The 21,083-nt window shown below is 72.0% G+C and carries 15 protein-coding genes; 7 read left to right on the top strand and 8 right to left on the bottom strand.

Translation table 11 applies throughout. The features are described 5' to 3' along the window. Nucleotides 1–31 precede the first annotated feature (31 nt). A complete protein-coding gene (locus tag ACIQ9G_RS00155) occupies nt 32–445 on the bottom strand; it encodes an organic hydroperoxide resistance protein (protein WP_356189642.1) in 414 nt (137 codons plus the stop codon). 143 nt (nt 446–588) lie between these two features. Between ACIQ9G_RS00155 and ACIQ9G_RS00150 the strand changes: the two genes are divergently transcribed. The 4 genes from ACIQ9G_RS00150 (at nt 589) to galE (ending at nt 5,172) form a co-directional block, all read left to right on the top strand. Further along, a complete protein-coding gene (locus ACIQ9G_RS00150) occupies nt 589–1,092 on the top strand; it encodes a MarR family winged helix-turn-helix transcriptional regulator (protein WP_403603953.1) in 504 nt (167 codons plus the stop codon). A gap of 63 nt (nt 1,093–1,155) precedes the next feature. After that, nucleotides 1,156–2,442 (top strand): glycosyltransferase 87 family protein, encoded by a 1,287-nt coding sequence (locus ACIQ9G_RS00145; protein WP_403603950.1) that lies wholly within the window; start codon nt 1,156–1,158, stop codon nt 2,440–2,442. A 44-nt stretch (nt 2,443–2,486) separates the two neighbouring features. Beyond that, a complete protein-coding gene (locus tag ACIQ9G_RS00140) occupies nt 2,487–4,088 on the top strand; it encodes a glycosyltransferase family 2 protein (RefSeq protein ID WP_403606668.1) in 1,602 nt (533 codons plus the stop codon). Nucleotides 4,089–4,191: 103 nt separating this feature from the next. Beyond that, nucleotides 4,192–5,172: a UDP-glucose 4-epimerase GalE gene (gene galE / locus ACIQ9G_RS00135; RefSeq protein ID WP_392196070.1), complete on the top strand. Its 981-nt coding sequence runs from the start codon at nt 4,192–4,194 to the stop codon at nt 5,170–5,172. A 98-nt stretch (nt 5,173–5,270) separates the two neighbouring features. Here the strand turns inward: galE and ACIQ9G_RS00130 are convergent, their stop codons facing one another. Further along, nucleotides 5,271–5,909 (bottom strand): TetR/AcrR family transcriptional regulator, encoded by a 639-nt coding sequence (locus tag ACIQ9G_RS00130; RefSeq protein ID WP_403603947.1) that lies wholly within the window; start codon nt 5,907–5,909, stop codon nt 5,271–5,273. Between the two features lie 172 nt (nt 5,910–6,081). Between ACIQ9G_RS00130 and ACIQ9G_RS00125 the strand changes: the two genes are divergently transcribed. Both ACIQ9G_RS00125 and ACIQ9G_RS00120 read left to right on the top strand, forming a co-directional pair. After that, complete coding sequence (locus ACIQ9G_RS00125; RefSeq protein WP_403603944.1) at nt 6,082–6,993, top strand: ABC transporter permease; 912 nt, start codon at nt 6,082–6,084, stop codon at nt 6,991–6,993. Next, nucleotides 6,986–7,828, top strand: coding sequence for an ABC transporter ATP-binding protein (locus ACIQ9G_RS00120; RefSeq protein ID WP_403603941.1), 843 nt, complete (start codon nt 6,986–6,988; stop codon nt 7,826–7,828). Before ACIQ9G_RS00125 ends, ACIQ9G_RS00120 begins: the two co-directional genes overlap by 8 nt. A gap of 23 nt (nt 7,829–7,851) precedes the next feature. On the opposite strand, the gene ACIQ9G_RS00115 is transcribed toward ACIQ9G_RS00120, so the two are convergent. The 5 genes from ACIQ9G_RS00115 to ACIQ9G_RS00095 all read right to left on the bottom strand — a co-directional run bounded on the left by ACIQ9G_RS00115 (nt 7,852) and on the right by ACIQ9G_RS00095 (nt 17,030). Further along, nucleotides 7,852–9,366 carry a hypothetical protein gene (locus ACIQ9G_RS00115; protein WP_403603938.1) on the bottom strand — a complete coding sequence of 505 codons (1,515 nt, stop codon included), beginning with the start codon at nt 9,364–9,366 and terminating at the stop codon, nt 7,852–7,854. Next, nucleotides 9,347–9,844 (bottom strand): GtrA family protein, encoded by a 498-nt coding sequence (locus tag ACIQ9G_RS00110; RefSeq protein ID WP_403603935.1) that lies wholly within the window; start codon nt 9,842–9,844, stop codon nt 9,347–9,349. The genes ACIQ9G_RS00115 and ACIQ9G_RS00110 overlap by 20 nt, the downstream gene beginning before the upstream one ends. A 191-nt stretch (nt 9,845–10,035) precedes the next feature. Next, nucleotides 10,036–14,964, bottom strand: a complete 4,929-nt coding sequence (locus ACIQ9G_RS00105; RefSeq protein ID WP_403603933.1) for an NAD-glutamate dehydrogenase — start codon at nt 14,962–14,964, stop codon at nt 10,036–10,038. An 800-nt stretch (nt 14,965–15,764) separates the two neighbouring features. Then, nucleotides 15,765–16,430: an HAD family hydrolase gene (locus ACIQ9G_RS00100; RefSeq protein ID WP_403603930.1), complete on the bottom strand. Its 666-nt coding sequence runs from the start codon at nt 16,428–16,430 to the stop codon at nt 15,765–15,767. 84 nt (nt 16,431–16,514) lie between these two features. Beyond that, a complete protein-coding gene (locus tag ACIQ9G_RS00095; RefSeq protein WP_403603927.1) occupies nt 16,515–17,030 on the bottom strand; it encodes a DUF6912 family protein in 516 nt (171 codons plus the stop codon). Between the two features lie 329 nt (nt 17,031–17,359). On the opposite strand from ACIQ9G_RS00095, the gene ACIQ9G_RS00090 reads away from it, so the two are divergent. Beyond that, nucleotides 17,360–18,079 (top strand): Rv3235 family protein, encoded by a 720-nt coding sequence (locus ACIQ9G_RS00090; RefSeq protein ID WP_403603924.1) that lies wholly within the window; start codon nt 17,360–17,362, stop codon nt 18,077–18,079. A 98-nt stretch (nt 18,080–18,177) separates the two neighbouring features. Here the strand turns inward: ACIQ9G_RS00090 and secA are convergent, their stop codons facing one another. Beyond that, complete coding sequence (gene secA, locus ACIQ9G_RS00085; RefSeq protein WP_403603921.1) at nt 18,178–20,991, bottom strand: preprotein translocase subunit SecA; 2,814 nt, start codon at nt 20,989–20,991, stop codon at nt 18,178–18,180. Nucleotides 20,992–21,083: the final 92 nt, after the last annotated feature.

Raw genomic sequence — 21,083 nt, 5'->3', positions numbered from 1 at the left:
CCGTGGGCCGCGACGCCGCCGGGCCGTGGGGTCACTCGACGACGAGCTCGACCGGGATGTTGCCGCGGGTGGCGTTGGAGTAGGGGCAGACCTGGTGGGCCTGCTCGACCAGCTTGCGGCCGGTGGCCTCGTCCACGGAACCGGGCAGCTCGATGCGGAGGGTGACGGCGAGCCCGAAGCCCTCGCCCTGCTTGCCGATGCCGACCTCGCCGGTGACGGCGGCGTCGCTCACGTCCACCTTCGCCTGCCGACCGACCAGGCCGAGGGCGCTGGCGAAGCATGCGGCGTACCCGGCGGCGAAGAGCTGCTCGGGGTTGGTGCCCTGCCCGTTGCCGCCGAGCTCCACCGGAGGGGCCAGCTGCACGTCCAGCTTGCCGTCGGAGGTGAAGGCGCGGCCCTCGCGGCCGTGGGTGGCGGTGGCGACGGCGGTGTAGAGCGCGTCCATGGGAAAACCATCCCTCTCGATGCGTCGGGTGCGTGTCCGGGCGGCCGGTCTGCGGCCTCACGGCCGGGCCGCCCACGACCACGAGTAGAGCACACAATTAAGTTGTGCACAACCAAATTGCTCGCCCGGGCTACCCTGGAGCCATGAACACCGAGGTCCCGCGGCCCGCGCCCGAGGAGGACTGGCTGCGCCTGGACGGCCAGATCTGCTTCTCCCTGCACGCCGCCTCACGCGCCTTCAACGGCGTCTACCGCGTCCTCCTCAAGGAGCTGGGCCTCACCTATCCGCAGTACCTGGTGATGCTGGTGCTGTGGGAGCACGGCGAGACGCCCGTGAAGAGGCTGGGCGAGCACCTGCGCCTGGACTCCGGCACCCTGTCCCCGCTGCTCAAGCGGCTGGAGGCGGCCGGACTGGTGCGGCGCGAGCGCAGCGCGCGGGACGAGCGGTCGGTCCAGGTGCGCCTGACGGCGGAAGGCGCCGCCCTGCGCGAGCGCGCGAGCGAGGTGCCGCGCCGGATCGTCTCGGCGACCGGCTTCACCCTCGACGAGATCCGCGACCTGCGCACCCGCCTCGACCGGCTCACCTCGGCACTCGACGCGGCGGCACTGGACGCGGCGGCACCGGAGGAGACCACGGGCCGGCCGTGAGCCCCCGACGTCGACCGCGTATGAACCGGATTGCGTCATTCATGCCGATTATCATCCGCGGTGATGAGTCCCTTCCAGAGCGTGACGCCCGCCCGCACCCGCGTGCCGACGAGACACCGCCTCCTCGCCCTGGCGGCCGTCTGGCTCGTCACCCGCACCGCCATGCTGGCCCTGCTCGCCCACGACACCCTGCCCCTGCTGGGCCGGGGCGCGGTGGCCCGCGAGGTGTGGAAGCTGTACCAGCACTGGTACGTCGTGCTGTCGCACGGCGCCTTCCCGGCGCACGACACGCTGTGGCAGTACCCGCCCGGCGCCGGGGCGGTGCTGCTGTCGCCCGCGCTGCTGCCGGGCCTGACGTACTTCCAGGCGTTCGTCGCGCTCACCCTCGTCACCGACGCGGTGGTCGCGGTGGCACTGGCCCGCGCGGGCACGCGCCCCGGCCGCAGCCTGCGCGGGGCCGGCTACTGGACGCTGGGGCTGCCGCTCCTGCTGCACGTCCCGCTGGCCCGGTACGACGTGCAGGTCACCGCCCTGGCCGTGCTGTCCCTGCTGACCCTGACACGCTTCCCGCGGGCGGGCGCCGCGCTGGCCGCGCTGGGCGCGCTGGTGAAGGTGTGGCCGGCCCTGGTGCTGCTGGGGGTGCCGCCGGGCCGCGTCACCCGGTCGGCGTGGCTGTGGGCGGCCGTCACCGGGTCCGTCTCCTTCGCGGCGTTCGCCGCCCTGTTCCGCAACCCGCTCGCCTTCGCGCGCCAGCAGGGCGGGCGGGGCGTGCAGATCGAGTCGCTCGGCGGCACGGCGCTGGCCCTCGCCACGCACGCGGGCTGGCCGGGCCGGGTCCGGTACCGGTACGGGGCCCTGGAGTTCACCGGACCGCACGTCGCGGCCGTGGGACATCTCTCACTCGCCCTGACTGCGGCGGCCCTCGCGCTGCTGGTGCTGTGGCGGCTGCGGGCCCGGCGCCGGACGCCCGCGACGCCCTACGACGCCGCGCTGAGCGCGGTGCTGCTGTTCACCGTCACCAGCCGGGTGATCAGCCCGCAGTACATGGTCTGGCTGCTGGGCCTGGCCGCGGTCTGCCTGACCTCACGGGCGACCACGCAGCGCCCCGTGGCGGCGCTGGTCGCGGTGGCGAGCGCGGTCAGCGTCGTCGCCTACCCGGCCCTCTACCACGAAGTGGCAAGCTGCACTTGGACCGGCTGCGCGCTGATGCTGACGCGCAACGGACTGCTGGCCGCCGCCGCGGTAACCTCTTTCGTCCGGTTGTGGCGATCGACGAAACTGGTGCCGCTGCCGGGGGAACCCGCGAGGGGATCCAACCGTCTTCCGCACGGGGCCCTAAGCCCCTCTTAACGGGAAATTACCTACCACACCTACCCTTCCGGCCCGTGGACTCCATGCACCCGCACCCCCAGCAGGCACCACACGTCAGCGTCGTCGTCATCGGATATGACGACGTCGCCCACATCGCCGACGCTGTGCGTTCGGCGCTCGCGCAGGGCCCAGCGGTCCGCGAGGTCGTCGCCGTGGACGACTGCTCGTCGGACGGCACCTTCGAGCTGCTCACCCGCCTCGCCGGGACGGAGCCGAAGGTGCGGGTGATCCGGCGCGAGAGCAACAGCGGCGGCTGCGGCAGCCCCCGCAACACCGGCATCGACGCGGTGACGTCGCCGTACGTGATGTTCCTCGACAGCGACGACGTACTGCCACCCGGCGCGGTCGACGCGCTGCTCGCGGCGGCCGTGAAGGAGCGCGCGGAGGTGGCCGGCGGCCTGTGCGTGCGCCGCGAACTGCCCTCCGGGCGCGAGGTGCCCTGGCAGGACCGCCTGTACGCCGAGAACACCGTGCTCGCCCGCCCCGCGGAACTGCCGCGCCTGGTGCACGACACCCTGTGCGTCAACAAGCTGTACCGCAGCGACTTCCTGCGCGAGCACGACATCCGCTTCCCCGAAGGCCGCTTCCCCTACGAGGACTTCGTCTTCACCGCGCGCGTGCTGGCCGCCGGCCCGCGCCTGGCCCTCGTCCCCGAGCAGGTGTACGTGTGGCATGTGCGCCGGTCCGCCGAGCAGTTGTCCATCTCCCTGGACCGGGCGGGCATCGACAACTGGCGGGCGCGCATCGAGGCGTCCCGGACGGCGTACGAAATCCTGCTGAACGCCGGGCAGAAGGAGCTGGCGCGGGCCGCCCGGGCCAAGTTCCTCGACCACGAGCTGCGCATGTACGCACGGGAGTTGGGCCTGCGCGACGCCGAGTACCGGAGCGCCTGGTGGACCCTCACCCGGGAGTACCTCACGGAGTACGACGCCGCTGATTGGGCGCTCAACCCCGCTGCCCCCGGCCGTCTGCTGGCCCGTGTCGTGCTGGCCTCCCCCGAACCGCGCGACCTGCCCCGCCTGCGGGAGCTGGCCGCCCGCCCGGCCCGCCTCTGCCCGCCCTACGTGCGCGCCGAGGACGGCACGCCGATCTGGTCGCGGGACCTGCCGCAGCTCACCCTGGAGCCGTATCTGACCCGCGCGGTGGAGTTGCTGCCGCTCGCCGTGGACGGGGAGCTGCGCCCGCGGACCGGGGACACCCGGCTGCGGCTGCGCCTGCACGAGATGTACGGGCGGCTGGCCGAGGCCGGTCCCGAGGCGCTGGAGGTGGAGTGGCGGCACCGCGAGGAGGGGAGTACGGCGCAGCGCGCCACGCTCCCCCTGACGCCCGGCGCGGACGGCACCTGGTCCGCCGAGACGCCCGTGGACCTGGCCGCGCTGGGCGCCGGCACCTGGGACCTGCGGCTGCACGTCCGCCTCGCCGACGGCACGGCCCGCGAGACGACGGCGCACGCGCGCACGGGCGACGGCCGGCTGCGGCGCAGCGCCGTGGCGAGCCTGCGGTACGGCGTTCTGCTGGTCCAGCCCTACGCCACCCACTCCGGCTCGCTCTCCGTACGCGTGGCGGCCGGGGTGCGCGGGGTCGCCGACGTGCTCCGCAACCGGCTGCGGCGCCTGATGCGCTGAGCCCGGGCCACGGGGAGCGACCCGACCAGCTGACCGAGAAACCGACCCCGCGGATCTCCCGAACGGATCCCCCGCGGGTCAACCGAGGAGGAGACGGCCGCACATGACCTGGCTGATCACCGGCGGCGCCGGCTACATCGGAGCGCACGTCGTCCGCGCGATGACGGAAGCGGGCGAGCGGGCGGTGGTGTACGACGACCTGTCCACCGGCATCGCCGAACGCGTCCCGGACGGGGTCCCACTGGTGGTGGGCTCCACCCTGGACGGGGACCGGGTGGCGCGCGCCCTCGCCGAGCACGAGGTCACCGGCGTGGTCCACCTCGCCGCGAAGAAGCAGGTGGGCGAGTCGGTGGACCGGCCGCTGCACTACTACCGGGAGAACGTCGAGGGGCTGCGCGTCCTGCTGGAGGCGGTGACGGCGGCCGATGTCCCGTCGTTCGTGTTCTCCTCCTCGGCGGCCGTGTACGGGATGCCGGACGTGGACCTGGTCACGGAGGAGACTCCGTGCGCGCCCATGTCCCCGTACGGCGAGACCAAGCTCGCGGGCGAGTGGCTGGTCCGGGCGACGGGCCGCGCGACCGGCATGTCCACGGCGTCGCTGCGCTACTTCAACGTGGCGGGCGCGGCGAGCCCCGAACTGGCGGACGCCGGCGTCTTCAACCTGGTCCCGATGGTCTTCGAGAAGCTGACCGAGGACGCCGCCCCGCGCATCTTCGGCGACGACTACCCCACGCCCGACGGCACCTGCATCCGGGACTACATCCACGTGGTGGACCTGGCCGAGGCCCATGTGGCCACGGCCCGCGCGCTCCAGGCCAACCCCGGCCTCGACCTGACCCTGAACATCGGCCGCGGCGAGGGGGTCTCGGTCCGCGAGATGATCGACACGATCAACGCGGTCACCGGCTACGACCGCCCCCCGACGGTCACCCCGCGCCGCCCCGGCGACCCGGCCCGTGTCGTCGCCTCCGCCGACCGTATCGCCACCGAACTCGGCTGGCACGCCAAGCGTGACGTCCAGGACATGATCACCTCGGCCTGGGACGGCTGGACCCACCACCACCCGGAGGCAGCCCGCCGGTGACGACTCCCAGGTCCTGCCGTCGAACTCCCGTCGTCCGTCGCACGGCAGGCGGGAGTTCGACGACGGGACCTTAGGGCCTGTCCGGGCCCGGCACGGCGTCAGAGTGCCTTTATGGCCTCCGCCGTGCCGCGGGCCAGGGCGTCCAGGTAGCCCTTGGGGAGCTTCGGGCTGCGGATGACGACCGCGCGCCAGTAGAGGGGGCCCGAGATCAGGTCGAGGGCCAGGTCCTGGTCCGGGCCGGGACGGATCTCGCCGCGTCGCTCGGCCGCCGCGAGGATGCTGCTGGCCACACTCTCCTGCCCGTCCCGCAGGGCCTTCTGCATGGCCTCCGCGATGTCGGGGTTGCGCGCCGCCTCCGCCTGGAGGTCGGGGATGATCTGCGAGGCCACGGGGTGGCGCAGGGCCCGGGACGTGACCTCGTACAGCAGCCGCAGGTCGGTCTCCAGGGAGCCGGTGTCCGGTGCGGGCAGGCCCTGCACCGCGAGCGCCGAGACGATGTCGAGCACCAGGTGCAGCTTGGAACGCCACCGCCGGTACACCGCGGTCTTGCCCACGCCCGCGCGCCGCGCGATCCCCTCGATGGACATGCGCGCGTAGCCGACGGCCGCGAGCTCCTCGAAGACGGCGGCCCGGATGGCCTCGGTCACGTCCTCGCGGAGCACGGCCGCCCCCGCGGGGGTCCGGCGGCGCGCGGGCGTCCGGGGCTGATCGGCGTTCGTCGTCATGCACTCCAGCATAGGGCGTTACGACGAAACAGTTGCGTTCCGACGTCGATCCGTCCTACGCTCACGTTGCGACGATACGGTCCCGTCCCGACGTAAGAATACGTGAAGAGAACCGTAAGGAAACGGGCGACGCCACGGAACCGGACGCGCCCGCACCCCCACCCCCCGAGCGAAAGCAACGGATGTGAGCCAGGTCCTCCACACACCGCCCGCCCCGGCCCCGGCCGAGGGCGACCTCGCGGCGCTCGCCGCACGCCACGGCCTGTCCGTCAGCGGCGCCCGCCCCTCCCTGCGCCAGTACGTCCGCCAGCTGTGGGCGCGGCGGCACTTCATCACCGCCTTCGCCACCGCCAAGCTCACCGCCCAGTACAGCCAGGCGAAGCTCGGCCAGATCTGGCAGGTGGCGACCCCCCTGCTGAACGCGGCGGTCTACTACTTCATCTTCGGCGTGCTCCTGGGCACCAGCCGGGGCGTCTCGGACTACATCCCGTTCCTGGTGACGGGCGTTTTCATCTGGACGTTCACCCAGAACTCGATCATGGCGGGAACCCGGGCGATCTCCGGGAACCTGGGCCTGGTGCGCGCCCTGCACTTCCCCCGGGCCGCGCTCCCGATCTCGTTCGCGCTCCAGCAGCTCCAGCAGCTGCTGTTCTCCATGGCCGCCCTGGTGGTCATCCTGCTCTGCTTCGGCATCCCGGTGAGCGTCTCCTGGCTGCTGATCGCGCCCGTGCTGTTCCTGCAGTTCGTCTTCAACTCGGGCGTCTCGATGATCATGGCCCGGATGGGCGCCAAGACGCCGGACATCGCGCAGCTGATGCCGTTCATCCTGCGCACCTGGATGTACGTCTCCGGCGTGATGTTCAGCATCGACAACACGCTGAAGCACAGCGGCATGCCGAACTCCGCGAAGGTGCTGCTGGAGTCGAACCCGGCCGCCGTCTACATCGACCTGATGCGGTTCGCGCTGATCGACAGCTTCAAGGCCCACCAGCTCCCGCACCACGTGTGGGCGTACGCGACGGGCTGGGCGCTGCTGGCCGGCGTCGGCGGGTTCATCTACTTCTGGAAGGCTGAGGAGACGTACGGCCGTGGCTGAGCAGACCATCGAACGCATCGGCGCCGCCGCCCCCGAGGCCGCCGGCGACCGCATCCCCACCGTCGTCGCCGACCAGGTCGACATCGTCTACCGGGTGCACGGCACCGGCGCCGGCCGCGGTTCCGCGACCGCCGCGCTCAACCGCATCCTGCGCCCCAAGCAGGCGGAGAAGGCGGCCGGCGTGCGCCGGGTGCACGCGGTGAAGAAGGTCTCGTTCGTCGCCTACAAGGGCGAGGCGATCGGGCTGATCGGCACCAACGGCTCCGGCAAGTCCACCCTGCTGAAGGCCGTCGCCGGCCTGCTCCCGGTGGAGAACGGCGCCATCTACACGGACGGCCAGCCCTCCCTCCTCGGCGTGAACGCGGCCCTGATGAACGACCTGACCGGCGAGCGCAACGTCCATCTGGGCGGCCTGGCCATGGGCATGTCCCGCGAGCAGATCAGGGAGCGCTACCAGGACATCGTCGACTTCTCCGGCATCAACGAGAAGGGCGACTTCATCACCCTGCCGATGCGGACGTACTCCTCCGGCATGGGGGCCCGGCTGCGCTTCTCCATCGCCGCCGCCAAGGACCACGACGTGCTGCTCATCGACGAGGCGCTGGCCACCGGCGACCGCAGCTTCCAGCGGCGTTCCGAGGAGCGGATCCGCGAGCTGCGCGGGCACGCGGGCACGGTGTTCCTGGTCAGCCACAACAACAAGTCGATCCGCGACACCTGCGAGCGGGTGCTGTGGCTGGAGCGCGGCGAGCTGCGCATGGACGGGCCGACCGAGGAGGTCCTCGAGGCCTACGAGGCCTTCACCGGCGGCGGCGACAAGGCGAAGAAGGGCTAGTCACCGGTTCCGGTACGGGCCGGTCAGCGCACCACGGCGTACAGCACCTCGCCGCCCGGCCCGTACGCCACCGCGCGCAGTCCGCCCTCCCCGGCGGTCCGGCCGCGGTCCAGGACCCAGCGCACCCCGTACCTGCGCAGGATGTCCCGGCGCACACCGCTCGGTGTCGCCCGCGCGAAGTAGCGCTCCACGGCCGCCTGCCGCCGGGCCTCGTCCGGCAGGAAGAAGTCCGGATAGCCGGGGGCGACCGTGTAGGCGCCGTAGGCCGGGATCACGCGGCTGGGCCAGGAACGGGCCATGACGACCTGCCCGTACCGCACGTACGGCGTGATCCACTGGTATCCGGTCCACGGCGTGGTGTACCGCTCCGCCAGCTCCTTCGGCAGTGACGCGCGCCCCGCGACGTAGCCGAGCACGCCGGCCTGGGTCCACGCCCCCACCGCGAGCGCGGCGGCGAGCGCCGCGGCCCACCGGATCCGCACGGCCCGCCGCCCGCCCTCGGCGACCTCCAGCGCGGCGGCGAGCTGGGCGGGGATCAGCGCGGCCGGCAGGGCGCGCCCCCAGGAGTAGTGGCCGCTCGCCCAGCCCGCCGCGCACACCAGGGCGCCGAGCAGGAAGAAGAGCACCAGCGGGTCGTGCCGCGTCCGGCGCGCCCGCAGGGCCAGGGCGGCCACCCCGAGCAGCGCCAGCCAGTACCGGGCGAGGAAGTGCTCGTAGAGCGCCCGGTGCACCTCCTCCAGGTCGCCGCCGGCCGAGAACAGGGCGAAGAAGTCGTAGTACGGCCACAGCCAAAGCGCCAGCAGGCCGAGCGCCGCCCCGGCGCCGAGCCGCGGCCACAGCGTCCGCGCGGGCCGGGCCGCGAGCACCGCGGCGGTCCCGCCCAGCGTGGCGACGACCCCGGTGAACTGGTGGCAGAGCAGGATCAGCGCCCACAGCGCGCCGATCCCGAACCAGCTCCCCCACCCGGTCGGCCCGCGCAGCGCCCGGGTCAGCCAGGCCCAGAAGTGGAAGGCGAGGCCGAGGGCGAACACGCTCGGATAGGACACCGTCAGCGCCAGGGAGTTGAGGGCGAGGAAGCCGCTCCAGTTGATGAGGTCCGTGCCCCACAGCAGGACCAGGCTCAGGGCCGCCAGCGCGGGCGCGGCCCGGTGGGCGCTCAGCGTACGGACGTAGCCCCACACCCCGGTCGCCAGCAGCCCGAGTCCGGCCAGGGCGGCGAGCCGCAACACGTCGAAGACCGACCAGCCGGTCACCTCGGCGACGCAGCCGAGCAGCAGTATCCACGGCGAGTAGTACGGGCTCGGGGTGTCGGCGGCGACGAGCGGGTTGCCGGGGTGCAGAAGGTTGTGGCGCAGGCGCGCGATGGTCGCCGCGTGCATGCCGAGGTCGCCGGCCCAGGGCAGCCGCACGACCACCACGAGCAGCAGGACGGCGACGAGCACGACGGCCGTCAGGGGCACGCGGGCTCCGCCGGCGAGGCTCGCCGGCCGGGAGGCGGCCCGGCCGGCGGCGGGCGCCTCAGGCGGCGCGGCGCGCATCGTGCGGGAACACCCAGGTGCGGTAGACGAGGAAGCGGAACGCGGAGGCGAGCACGATGGACAGCGCCTTCACGGCGTTCGACACCCAGGGGCCGTCCAGGCCGAGTCCGTGGTACCCGGCGTAGAAGAGGCCGCTCTCCATGACGACGCCGAGTCCGCTGAAGAGGAAGAAGAGCGCGATCTGCCGGGGGGTGCGCGAGGACCGGTCTCGGTAGGCGAAATACCGGAAGCCCAGGTAGTTGGTGCCCATGGCGACACAGCTGGCGAGCACCGTCGCGGCCATCGCGGGCCGGCCCAGGCCGTGCAGCAGCAGGTTGAAGACCAGGAAGTTGACGAGAACACCACTGCCGCCGACGACGACGAACTTCACGACTTCGAGGACGACTCGCGCGACCGGCCGCGCCGGAGCCCGGGGGATCGCGGTGATCCGCACGGGTGCGGTCGTGGCCGGACGGCTCTCGGTGAGATTCACAGACACCCGGCGACTTTATCCGAATCATCCCGATTAGCAGGAAAAGGTAAATGTGCCGTGTGGCGCCGTGCGGGGCCCGTCCGGAGGACGGCATGAGAACGGTGTGAGGTCGGCCAGGGGACGGCGTGAGGACGACATGAGGGCGCCCCGGGCCGGTGCGGCCCGGGGCGCCCTCGATGACGCGGAACGCGGTGCGGTTACGAGTGGGTGCGCAGCAGCGTACGCATCGTCCGCATCGCCACGGACAGGTTGGCGAGGTCGAACTCGTCCGAGCCGCGGATCTCCTCCAGGGTGGTGCGCGCCCGGGACAGCAGCGCCGCGTTCTTCTGCTCCCACACCTTGAAGCGCTGCTCCGGCGTGCAGCTGCCGTTGCCGGCCGCCAGGACGTCCGAGGTCAGCGCCGCGTGCGCCGCGTACAGGTCCTCACGGATCGCCGCGCGGGCCATGGACTGCCAGCGGTCGGCGCGCGGCAGCTCGATGATGCGGTCCATCAGCTGGGTGATGCTGAGGCGGTCGGCGAGGTCGTAGTACACCTCGGCGACGTCCATCGGGTCCTTGCCCATCCGGTCGGCCACCGAGACGATGTCCAGCGCCGGGAAGGCGGAGGAGAAGCCGGCCACCCGCGTGGCCACCTCGTCCGGGACCCCGGCCGCGGTCAGCTCGTCGTAGACCTGCTCGTACCACTCCAGGTCCGCGCCGCGCAGCAGCTTGGGCAGCTCGGACCAGACCTGCTCGACGCGGTCGGCGAAGAACGCGACGGTGTCGGTGAGCTCCAGCGGCTGCGGCCGGTTGTTGAGCAGCCAGCGCGTGCCGCGCTCCACCAGGCGGCGGGAGTGCAGCCGGATCCGGGTCTGCACATCGGCCTCGACCTTGTTGTCGAGGGCCTCGACCGCGTCCCACACCGGGCCGGAGCGGAAGATCGCGCGGGCCACGGTCTGCGCCCGGACGATCTCCTCGAGCGAGGCGCCGGTCTCCTCGCGCAGCCGGTGCAGATAGGTCGTGCCGCCGGTGTTGACCGTGTCGTTGACCAGCACGGTCGTGGTGATCTCACGGCGCAGCGGATGGCCGTCGACGCCCTCCGGGAACCGCTCGCGCAGCGCCGTCGGGAAGTAGGCGTGCAGCAGTCCGCGCAGGTACGGGTCGTCCGGCAGCGAGGTGTGCAGCAGCTCCTCGGCCACCGTGATCTTCGTGTAGGCCAGCAGGACGGCCGTCTCCGGACTGCTCAGGCCCTGGCCGAAGTTCAGCCGCTCGCGGACCTGGCGGTCGGTGGGCAGGAACTCCAGCGCCCGGTCCAGGTGGCCCTCGCGCACCAGGTGCTTCATGAAGCGCTGCTGGGCGTGGAGCATGTCCTTGGACTGGGCGAGCGCGTTGGCGATCGCCGTGTTCTGCGCGTAGTTGTTGCGCAGCACCAGCGCGCCGACCTCGTCGGTCATCTCCGCGAGCAGCCTGTTGCGCTGCTTGACGGTCATGTCGCCGTCCGCGACCAGGCCGTTGAGCAGGATCTTGATGTTCACCTCGTGGTCGGAGGTGTCCACGCCCGCGCTGTTGTCGATCGCGTCCGTGTTGATCTTGCCGTTGTGGCGCGCGAACTCGATCCGCCCGAGCTGGGTCAGGCCGAGGTTGCCGCCCTCGCCCACGACCCGGACGCGCAGGTCGGCTCCGTCGACGCGGATGGCGTCGTTGGCCTTGTCGCCGACGTCCGCGTGGGACTCGGTGCTGGCCTTGACGTAGGTGCCGATGCCGCCGTTCCACAGCAGGTCCACCGGCGCCTTGAGGATCGCCCGCATCAGGTCGGCCGGGGTCAGCTTGGTGACGCCCGGCTCGATGCCGAGGGCCTCGCGGATGTGCCCGTTGACCGGGATGGCCTTGGCGCTCCGCGGGAACACCCCGCCGCCCGCCGACAGCAGCCCCGTGTCGTAGTCGGCCCAGCTGGAGCGGGGCAGCTCGAACAGGCGGCGGCGCTCGGCGTAGGAGGTGGCCGCGTCCGGGTTCGGGTCGATGAAGATGTGCCGGTGGTCGAAGGCCGCCACCAGGCGGATGTGCTCCGACAGCAGCATGCCGTTGCCGAACACGTCACCGGACATGTCGCCGATGCCGACGACCGTGAAGTCCTCCGTCTGGGTGTCCACGCCCAGCTCCCGGAAGTGCCGCTTCACGGACTCCCAGGCGCCGCGGGCGGTGATCCCCATGCCCTTGTGGTCGTAGCCCGCGGAGCCGCCGGAGGCGAAGGCGTCGCCGAGCCAGAAGCCGTACGACTCGGCGACCTCGTTGGCGATGTCCGAGAACGTCGCCGTGCCCTTGTCGGCCGCCACCACCAGGTAGGTGTCGTCGCCGTCGTGCCGGACCACGTTCCTGGGCGGGACGACCTCCCCGGCGACCATGTTGTCGGTGATGTCGAGCAGCGCGGAGATGAAGGTCTTGTAGCTGGCGACGCCCTCCGCCATCCAGGCGTCCCGGTCCACGCTCGGGTCCGGGAGCTGCTTGGCGACGAAGCCGCCCTTGGCGCCGACCGGCACGATGACGGTGTTCTTCACCATCTGCGCCTTGACCAGGCCGAGGATCTCGGTGCGGAAGTCCTCACGCCGGTCGGACCAGCGCAGGCCGCCTCGGGCGACCTTGCCGAAGCGCAGGTGCACGCCCTCGACCCGCGGCGAGTACACCCAGATCTCGTACGCCGGACGCGGGGCCGGCAGGTCCGGGATGGCCTGCGGGTCGAACTTCATGGAGACGTACGCGTGCGGGCCGCCGTCCGCCGCCGCCTGGAAGAAGTTGGTGCGCAGGGTCGCCTTGATGACGGTGAGGAAGGACCGCAGGATCCGGTCCTCGTCGAGCGAGGCCACCTGGTCGAGCGCCGCGTCGACCTCCTCCAGCAGCGCGTCCACCAGCTCGTGCCCGGCGCGCTGCCGCTCCGGCGCCATCCGCGCCTCGAACAGGGAGACCAGGAGGCGGGTGGTGTGGACGTTGTCGCGGAGGGTGTCCTCCATGTAGTCCTGGCTGAAGGTGGAGCCCGCCTGGCGCAGGTACTTGGCGTACGCGCGCAGCACCGTCGCCTGCCGCCAGGTCAGCCCGGCGCTCAGCACCAGGGCGTTGAACCCGTCGTTCTCCGCCCGGCCGGTCCAGGCGGCCGCGAAGGCGTCCTGGAACCGCTCGCGGGCGTCGTCGCCGAGGTAGTCGCCGGTGCCCGAGGTTGGCATCCGCAGGCCGAAGTCGTAGATCCACGCGGTCGTTCGGTCGGCGCAGCGCAGTTCGTACGGCCGCTCGTCGGTGACCTCGACGCCGAGCCGGCTGAGCACCGGCAGGACGGCGGACAGGGAGACCGAGCCGCCCTTCTGGAAGATCTTGAAGCGGCGCTCCTCGGGCGCGGCGCCCACCGGCTCGTACAGGCTCAGGGCGAACGTCCGGTCGGCGTTCAGCCGCTCCAGGTGCACCAGGTCGGCCACCGCGGCGCGCGGGGAGTGGTCGGCCTTGTAGCCCTCGGGGAAGGCGTTGTGGTAGCGGCGCAGCAGTTCGGCCGCGTGCTCCTCGCCGAGCTCGGCGGTCAGGGCCTCGGAGAAGGCGTCGGCCCAGGAGCGGGCGGCCTCCACCAGACGGGCCTCGATGCGCTCCTTGTCGGTGTCGGACAGCTGCGGCAGCTCGGTGCCCTGCGGGACCCGGACCACGAAGTGCAGCCGGGACAGGATCGACTCGGTGTTCCAGGCCGTGAAGTCGACGCTGATGCCGCCGAGTTCCTCCTTGAGGATGTCGATGATCCGCAGCCGGACACCGGTGGTGTAGCGGTCGCGCGGGAGGTAGACCAGCGCCGAGTAGTAGCGGCCGTACTCGTCCTGGCGCAGGTACAGGCGCAGCCGCCGGCGCTCCTGCAGGTACAGCACGGAGGTGACGATGGCCTGCAGCTCGTCGGCCGGGGTCTGGAAGAGCTCGTCGCGCGGGTAGGTCTCGAGGATCTGCAGCAGGTCGCGCCCGTCGTGGCTGTGGGGCGAGAAGCCGGCGCGCTCCAGGACCTCCTCGACCTTGCGCCGGATGACCGGAACCCGCCTCACCGATTCGGTGTACGCGGCGGACGAGAACAGCCCGAGGAAGCGGCGCTCGCCGATGACCTCGCCCTGCTCGTCGAACTTCTTGACGCCGATGTAGTCCAGGTACGAGGGCCGGTGCACGGTGGCGCGGCTGTTGGCCTTGGTCAGCACGAGCAGCTTGTGCTCGCGGGCCTTGGCGCGGGCGTCGGCGGGCAGCCGCTCGAAGGACGGGCTGACCGGGTGGGCGTCGTCACCGGCGTGGTGCGGGTCCGCGCGCAGTATGCCGAGCCCGGTGCCGGGCACGGCGGCCAGGCAGTCGTCCCCGCGCAGCTGGTACTCGCGGTAGCCGAGGAAGGTGAAGCTGTCGTTGGACAGCCAGCGCAGCAGCTCGCGGGCCTCCTCGACGTCCTGCGCGCGCAGGTCGGCGGGCCTGGGCTCGCCGGGCAGCGCCTCGGCGAGGCGGATCGACGCGTCGCGCATCTTCTCCCAGTCCTCGACGGCCTCCCGGACGTCGGACAGGACACGCAGCAGGTCGGCGGTGATCTGCTTGAGGTCGGCGCGGTCGGTCTCGCGGTCGATCTCGACGTGGATCCAGGACTCGATGTGCGCGTCGTGGGGCAGAGACTCGCCGGCGGGCGGCTTCGGCAGCACCTCCAGGAGCTTGCCGGTGACGTCGCGGCGGACGACGAACTGCGGGTGGACGACGACGTGGATGCCCCGGCCCTGCCGGGTCAGCTCGTTGGTGACGGAGTCGACGAGGAACGGCATGTCGTCGGTGACGACCTCGACCACGGAGTGGCTGCACGTCCAGCCGTTCTCCTCGACGGTCGGGGTGTGCACCCGGACGTTGGCCGTGCCCTGCGGGCGGTTCTCGGCGAGGCGGTAGTGGGAGAAAGCGGCTCCGAAGACGTCGACCGGGTCGCGGTCGGCGAGGTCCTCCGGGGCGGTGTGCAGGTAGTAGCGCTGGAGGAACGCGAGCACGGAATCCCGGTCCGGGGTGCCCCCGCCCGTCGTACCGGTCGGTAGGTGCCCCCCGACCGGACTGTTCTCAGCTACCCGGGCGGCCCTCTCGAGCAGCTCGGCCTTGGCTTCGTCCAGCTTGGTCTGCATTGTCCTCTGGCTCCTGTCGCGCGCCGTTGCGTGACGTAGAAGGAAGTACGGTCTCTTCCCCTTCGGCGTGACGCCGCGGCCCGGGGTGTCCGGTCCGTTCCGACGCTATGCCGCAAGGTGAGATGAGCGGGGGGTTGTCGGCCATTTTCGACCCGACCGATGCGTGTGACGCTGCTCTCGGCGGCGTCGGCATCCGGCCCTCGTGCGGCGTCCTGGGGGCCGTCGAGGACCCGTCCCGCCCGCGCGGACCAGCGAGTGCCGCCCGGTCACGGATGTCGTCCGTGCACGCCGGGCGCGGGGCGGAGGCGCCGGTGCCTCCGCGAGCTATCGCGCTGATCACGCCACCAGGCTATCGCTCCCGACGGGGGACCCGTCATGAGCCGTATGTGTACAAATACAGGGGGCGAACTTTGACGATCTGCACAGGGGCGGCGGAAGCGCGGGCGTCGTATCCGGGCCGGGCGCGTCCCGGCGGGGCGTCCCGGCGGGGCGCGCGGCCTTGGGCGGTGGGGCGCCCGGCCCGGCGCAGTGGGGCGCGGCCAGGCGCGGTCATGCGCGGACGGTTGCGCGGCCAGGGGCGGTCATACGCGGGCGGTCGCGCCGGGCGGTTGCGCAGCCAGGCGCGGTCATACGCGGGCGGTCGCGCGGCCAGGGGTGTCGTGCGGACCGGTCGTGCGGGCCGGTCGTGCGGCCAGGCGCGTCGTGCGGGCCTGTTGCGCGGCCAGGCGCGGCGGTGGCGCGGTCAGGCGCGAGCCGGGTGCGCGGGTCTGTGCAGGTCCAGGCGCGGGCCGGTCGTGCGGTCAGGCGGCGAGTCGTTGCGCCTCGGCGACGGCCTCCGCCAGGGTGTCCACCACCGGCACCCCCGCCTCCTCCAGGCTGGCCCGGCTGTGCGAACCGCCGGTGTACAGCACCGCCCGGGCCCCCGCGTGCCGCGCGGCCACCGCGTCGTCGGCCGCGTCGCCGATCACCACCGTGCGCTCGGCACGCACCGCCCCCGCCAGGGCGCCGAGGTGGCGCACCATGTGCTCGGCCTTGCTGCCGCCGGACGGCCCCGTACGCCCGTCGACGCGCAGGAAGTGGGCCTCGATGCCGAAGCCCCGGACCAGGGGCACGAGGTCGTCGTGCCCGTACATGCTGAGGATCGACTGGCTGTGCCCGGCCGAGGCCCAGCCCGTGATCAGCTCCACCGCGCCGTCGGTCAGCGCGCAGCGGACCCGGTGCTCGGTGTAGTGCCGGTGGAAGACCTCGTCCATGATCAGCCACTCGACTTCGGTCGGCAGCCGCCCCAGCAGCCGCTCGTAGAACTTCGGCACCGGCACGCAGTACAGCGCCCGGTACTGCTCCAGCGTGATCGGCTCCAGGCCCAGCTCGGCGAAGGCCGCGTTCGTCGCCCCGATGATCGCCTCGTTGTCGTGGAACAGCGTGCCGTTCCAGTCCCAGACGATGTGCGCCCCTGACTTCCCCATGTCCAAGAACCTACCCCCCGCCACCGACAAACAAGAGAACGGCGGACGAGCGTACCGGGGCGGGCCCGGCGCACGGCCGGCGGCTCAGTCGCCGAGCCCCACCAGGTTGGGGATCTCCTGCGTGGCGTACCACAGCAGCTCGTGGTCCTCGGCGCCGTCCACGACGAACTGCGCGTCGTCGTCGCCCCCGTCCGCCGCCTGGAGCGCCCCGGCCGCGGCGGCCACATCGGCCTCCGCGTCGCCGGCGTCGACGTGCACCGCCGCCGCCTTGGCCAGCGGCACGCTTCCGGCCACCCGCACCTCGCCGAGCGCCGCCGGGTCGAGCCCACGGTCGGGGTCGGCCGCGGCCGCGCCGTCGGGCACGTCGACCGCGACCACGACCCGGCGCCGCGGGGCGTCCGGGTCCGCCGCGAGAAGACGCAGCGAGGCCAGCGCGGACCGGCTGAGCGCCGCGTACTCCAGCTCCTCGATGTCGTCGGAGACGTACCACTCGCGCAGCGCGGGCGTGACCGCGTACGCGACGAACGGTCCCGCGGCCAGCTCACCCGTCTTGTACGCCTCGGCGAGCCCGGGGAGGGTCAGGGGGACGTAGACGCGCATGGCTGGCCGCTTTCGTGGTCGGTGGGTTCCGCAGGGGCTCCGGGCGGCTGCGAACCCGCCTCCCGGACGCCCTTCAGGATACGTGCGGCCGTCCCCTTTCGGGTCCCCGGCCGCACCCCCGGACCCGTCCACCTCACGCCTCCCCCGTCACCCGGTACATCCCCGTCCCCTCGGGCTTTTCCGCCACCGCGACCACTCGGATAGGTGAATTCGTCCGTCGGCCGCTCAGGGCCGCGGCGCGTTTGCCGTCGCCGGTCCCGGCCCCGTACAAGATCCTCGACAGCAAGTTACCGACCGGTACAACCCGGGCGACCTCGATCGGGGACTCCATGAACAAGGTCATGACCAGGAACCAGCGCCGCCCCGGAACCCGCCCCGCGGGCCGTCACGACTCCCGCCGCCCCGGCGGCGGCCCGCCCCGCACACCCGGCGGCACCCCCACCCGTACGGCAGGAGGCAGCCGCCCTCCGGGCCCACCGCGCGCCACACCCGCCACCCGCACCCGTCCCGCCGACACCCGCCCGCCGGCCTCCCCGGCCGGCCCGTCCTCAGTCACGGCCACCCGCCCCTCGTCCGCCCCGGGCATCAGCGCCGCCGTCCCGGGCCCGAGCGCGACTGCCCCGGGCCCGGGTGCGGCCCCACCCGGCCGGAGCAGCGCCGACGCCGGCCGGAGCGGCACCTCCCCCGGCCGGCCCGGTGCCTGCCCCCACCCGGTCACCGCCGAGCTCTTCGCCGACCGGCTGCTGGCCGTGCTGAGCGGGCAGCGGCCGGTGCACTGGATGCTCCGCCACACCGCGGGCCGCGCCTACGACGAACTGGCCTGGCTCGCGGACCGCGGCCCCCTGCGCGCCCGCGGCACCCGTCCCGTCGTCCGCGACATCGGCTACTACGAAGCCCGGCCGGGCGCCCTGGAGGCCTTCGCCCGCATCGGCGCCGGCGAACAACTGCGCGCCATGGCCTTCCGCCTGGAGCAGGGCCGCGATCTGCGCTGGCGCTGCACGGCGGTGGAACTGGGCGGCCCCCGGATGCCCCGCCCGGACGACGACTGAGAACCACCGGCGGGACGTCGAAGGACCGGAAGACGAAGGGCCGGGCATCCCTGGGGATGCCCGGCCCTCGAAGGTCGCTGCTCCTGACGGAGCCGCCGTCACTTCCTCCGGCGACGGCCCGCCTTGGCCTGCTTGCGGCGCTCCGCACGGGTGAGGCCGTCGGACTCGGAGCGGTACGGCTCGTCGTCGGTGGCGAACTCGCCCTCGACGATGCCGCCCTCACCGTCCACGGTCGGCGCGGAGAAGTGCAGGTCCCGCCGCTGCGGGGCGTCGAGGCCCTTCGCGCGGATCTCGGGGCGGGCACCCGCCTGCGCCGGAACCGCTTCCTGGACGCCCTCCGGCACCATCTCGGCGTCCTCGACCGGGACCTCCTCGACCTGCTGCTCGACCTGGACCTCCAGGTTGAACAGGTAGCCGACGGACTCCTCCTTGATGCCCTCCATCATTGCGGTGAACATGTCGAAGCCCTCGCGCTGGTACTCGACCAGCGGGTCCTTCTGCGCCATCGCGCGCAGGCCGATGCCCTCCTGGAGGTAGTCCATCTCGTAGAGGTGCTCGCGCCACTTGCGGTCGAGGACCGACAGGACGACCCGGCGCTCCAGCTCACGCATGATCTCCGAGCCGAGCTGAGCCTCACGGGCCTGGTACTGCTCGTAGATGTCGTCCTTGATGGACTCGGCGATGAACTCCGCGGTCAGGCCCGCCCGGTCACCGGCCGCCTCCTCCAGCTCCTCGATGGTGACCTTGCACGGGTAGAGCTGCTTGAAGGCGCCCCACAGCCGGTCGAGGTCCCAGTCCTCCGGGAAGCCCTCGGCGGTCTCGGCCTGGATGTAGGCGTCGATGGTGTCGTCCATGAAGTGCTGGACCTGCTCGTGCAGGTCCTCGCCCTCCAGGACGCGGCGCCGCTCGCCGTAGATGACCTCGCGCTGGCGGTTGAGGACCTCGTCGTACTTCAGGACGTTCTTACGGGTCTCGAAGTTCTGCGTCTCCACCTGCGACTGGGCGGAGGCGATCGCGCGGGTGACCATCTTGTTCTCGATCGGCACGTCGTCCGGCACGTTCGCCATCGACATGACGCGCTCGACCATCTGGGCCTTGAACAGGCGCATCAGGTCGTCGCCCAGCGAGAGGTAGAAGCGGGACTCGCCCGGGTCGCCCTGACGGCCGGAACGACCGCGCAGCTGGTTGTCGATCCGGCGCGACTCGTGCCGCTCGGTACCGAGGACGTAGAGGCCGCCGAGGCGCTCGACCTCGTCCTTCTCGGCCTTGACCGCGTGCTCGGCGCGCTGGAGCGCCTCGGGCAGGGCCCCGGCCCACTCCTCGATGTGCTCCTCGGGGTCCAGGCCCCGCTGGCGCAGCTCCGCCTCGGCGAGGTCCTCGGGGTTGCCGCCGAGCTTGATGTCCGTACCGCGGCCCGCCATGTTCGTGGCCACCGTCACGGCGCCCTTGCGGCCGGCCTGCGCGACGATCTGGGCCTCGCGCTCGTGGTGCTTGGCGTTGAGCACCTCGTGCTGGATCCCGCGCTTGCTGAGCTGCTGCGAGAGGTACTCGGACTTCTCGACCGAGGTGGTGCCGACCAGGATCGGCTGGCCCTTCTCGTGCTTCTCGGCGATGTCGTCGACGACCGCCTCGAACTTCGCGACCTCGGTGCGGTAGATCAGGTCCGACTGGTCCTTGCGGACCATCGGCTTGTTGGTCGGGATCGGGACCACGCCGAGCTTGTAGATCTGGTGGAACTCGGCGGCCTCGGTCATCGCCGTACCGGTCATGCCGGAGAGCTTGTTGTAGAGGCGGAAGAAATTCTGCAGGGTGATCGTGGCGAGTGTCTGGTTCTCGTCCTTGATGTCCACCCCTTCCTTCGCCTCGATCGCCTGGTGCATGCCCTCGTTGTAGCGGCGGCCGGCGAGGATACGGCCGGTGTGCTCGTCGACGATCATGACCTCGCCGTCGATGACGACGTAGTCCTTGTCGCGCTTGAAGAGCTCCTTGGCCTTGATGGCGTTGTTCAGGTAGCCCACCAACGGGGTGTTCACCGACTCGTAGAGGTTGTCGATGCCCAGCCAGTCCTCGACCTTGCTGACACCGGCCTCGTGGATGGCGACCGTGCGCTTCTTCTCGTCGACGTCGTAGTCGCCGGTCTCCTCGAGGCCCTTGAGCGGGTTGCCGGCCTCGCCCTTCTTCAGACGGGTGACCAGCTTGGCGAAGTCGCCGTACCACTTGGTGGCCTGGTCGGCCGGGCCGGAGATGATCAGCGGCGTACGGGCCTCGTCGACCAGGATGGAGTCGACCTCGTCGACGACGGCGAAGTTGTGCCCGCGCTGGACGAGCTCGTCCTGCGACCAGGCCATGTTGTCGCGCAGGTAGTCGAAGCCGAACTCGTTGTTCGTGCCGTAGGTGATGTCGCACGCGTACTGCTCGCGGCGCTGGGCCGGCGTCATGTTGGCGAGGATGCAGCCGACGCTCAGGCCGAGGAACCGGTGGACGCGGCCCATCATCTCGGAGTCGCGCTCGGCCAGGTAGTCGTTGACCGTGACGATGTGGACGCCGTCGCCCGACAGGGCGTTCAGATAGGCGGGCAGGGTGCCGACCAGCGTCTTGCCCTCACCGGTCTTCATCTCGGCGACGTAACCGAGGTGGAGCGCGGCGCCGCCCATCATCTGGACGTCGTAGTGGCGCTGTCCGAGGACGCGCTTGGCCGCCTCGCGCACGGTGGCGAAGGCCTCGGGCAGCAGGTCGTCCAGACTCTCCCCGTCCGCGTACCGCTGGCGGTACTCGTCGGTGAGGGCCCGCAGCTCGGCGTCGGAGAGGCCGACGAAGTCCTCTTCGATGGAGTTGACCTGGCCCGCGATGCGGTGCAGCTTGCGCAGGATCTTGCCTTCGCCTGCACGCATGATCTTCGAGAGGACGGACACGGGGGTTGGTCTCCTTGCCGGTCGGGCCTGGGACGGTCGGTTTCCATTGGACGTACTGAGCAACGGCCATCGTATGCGAGGACCCCGCCAAG

The sequence above is a fragment of the Streptomyces sp. NPDC096152 genome (assembly GCF_044763235.1).
GTDB lineage: Bacteria > Actinomycetota > Actinomycetes > Streptomycetales > Streptomycetaceae > Streptomyces.
This window is presented reverse-complemented; position numbering and strand designations above follow the sequence as displayed.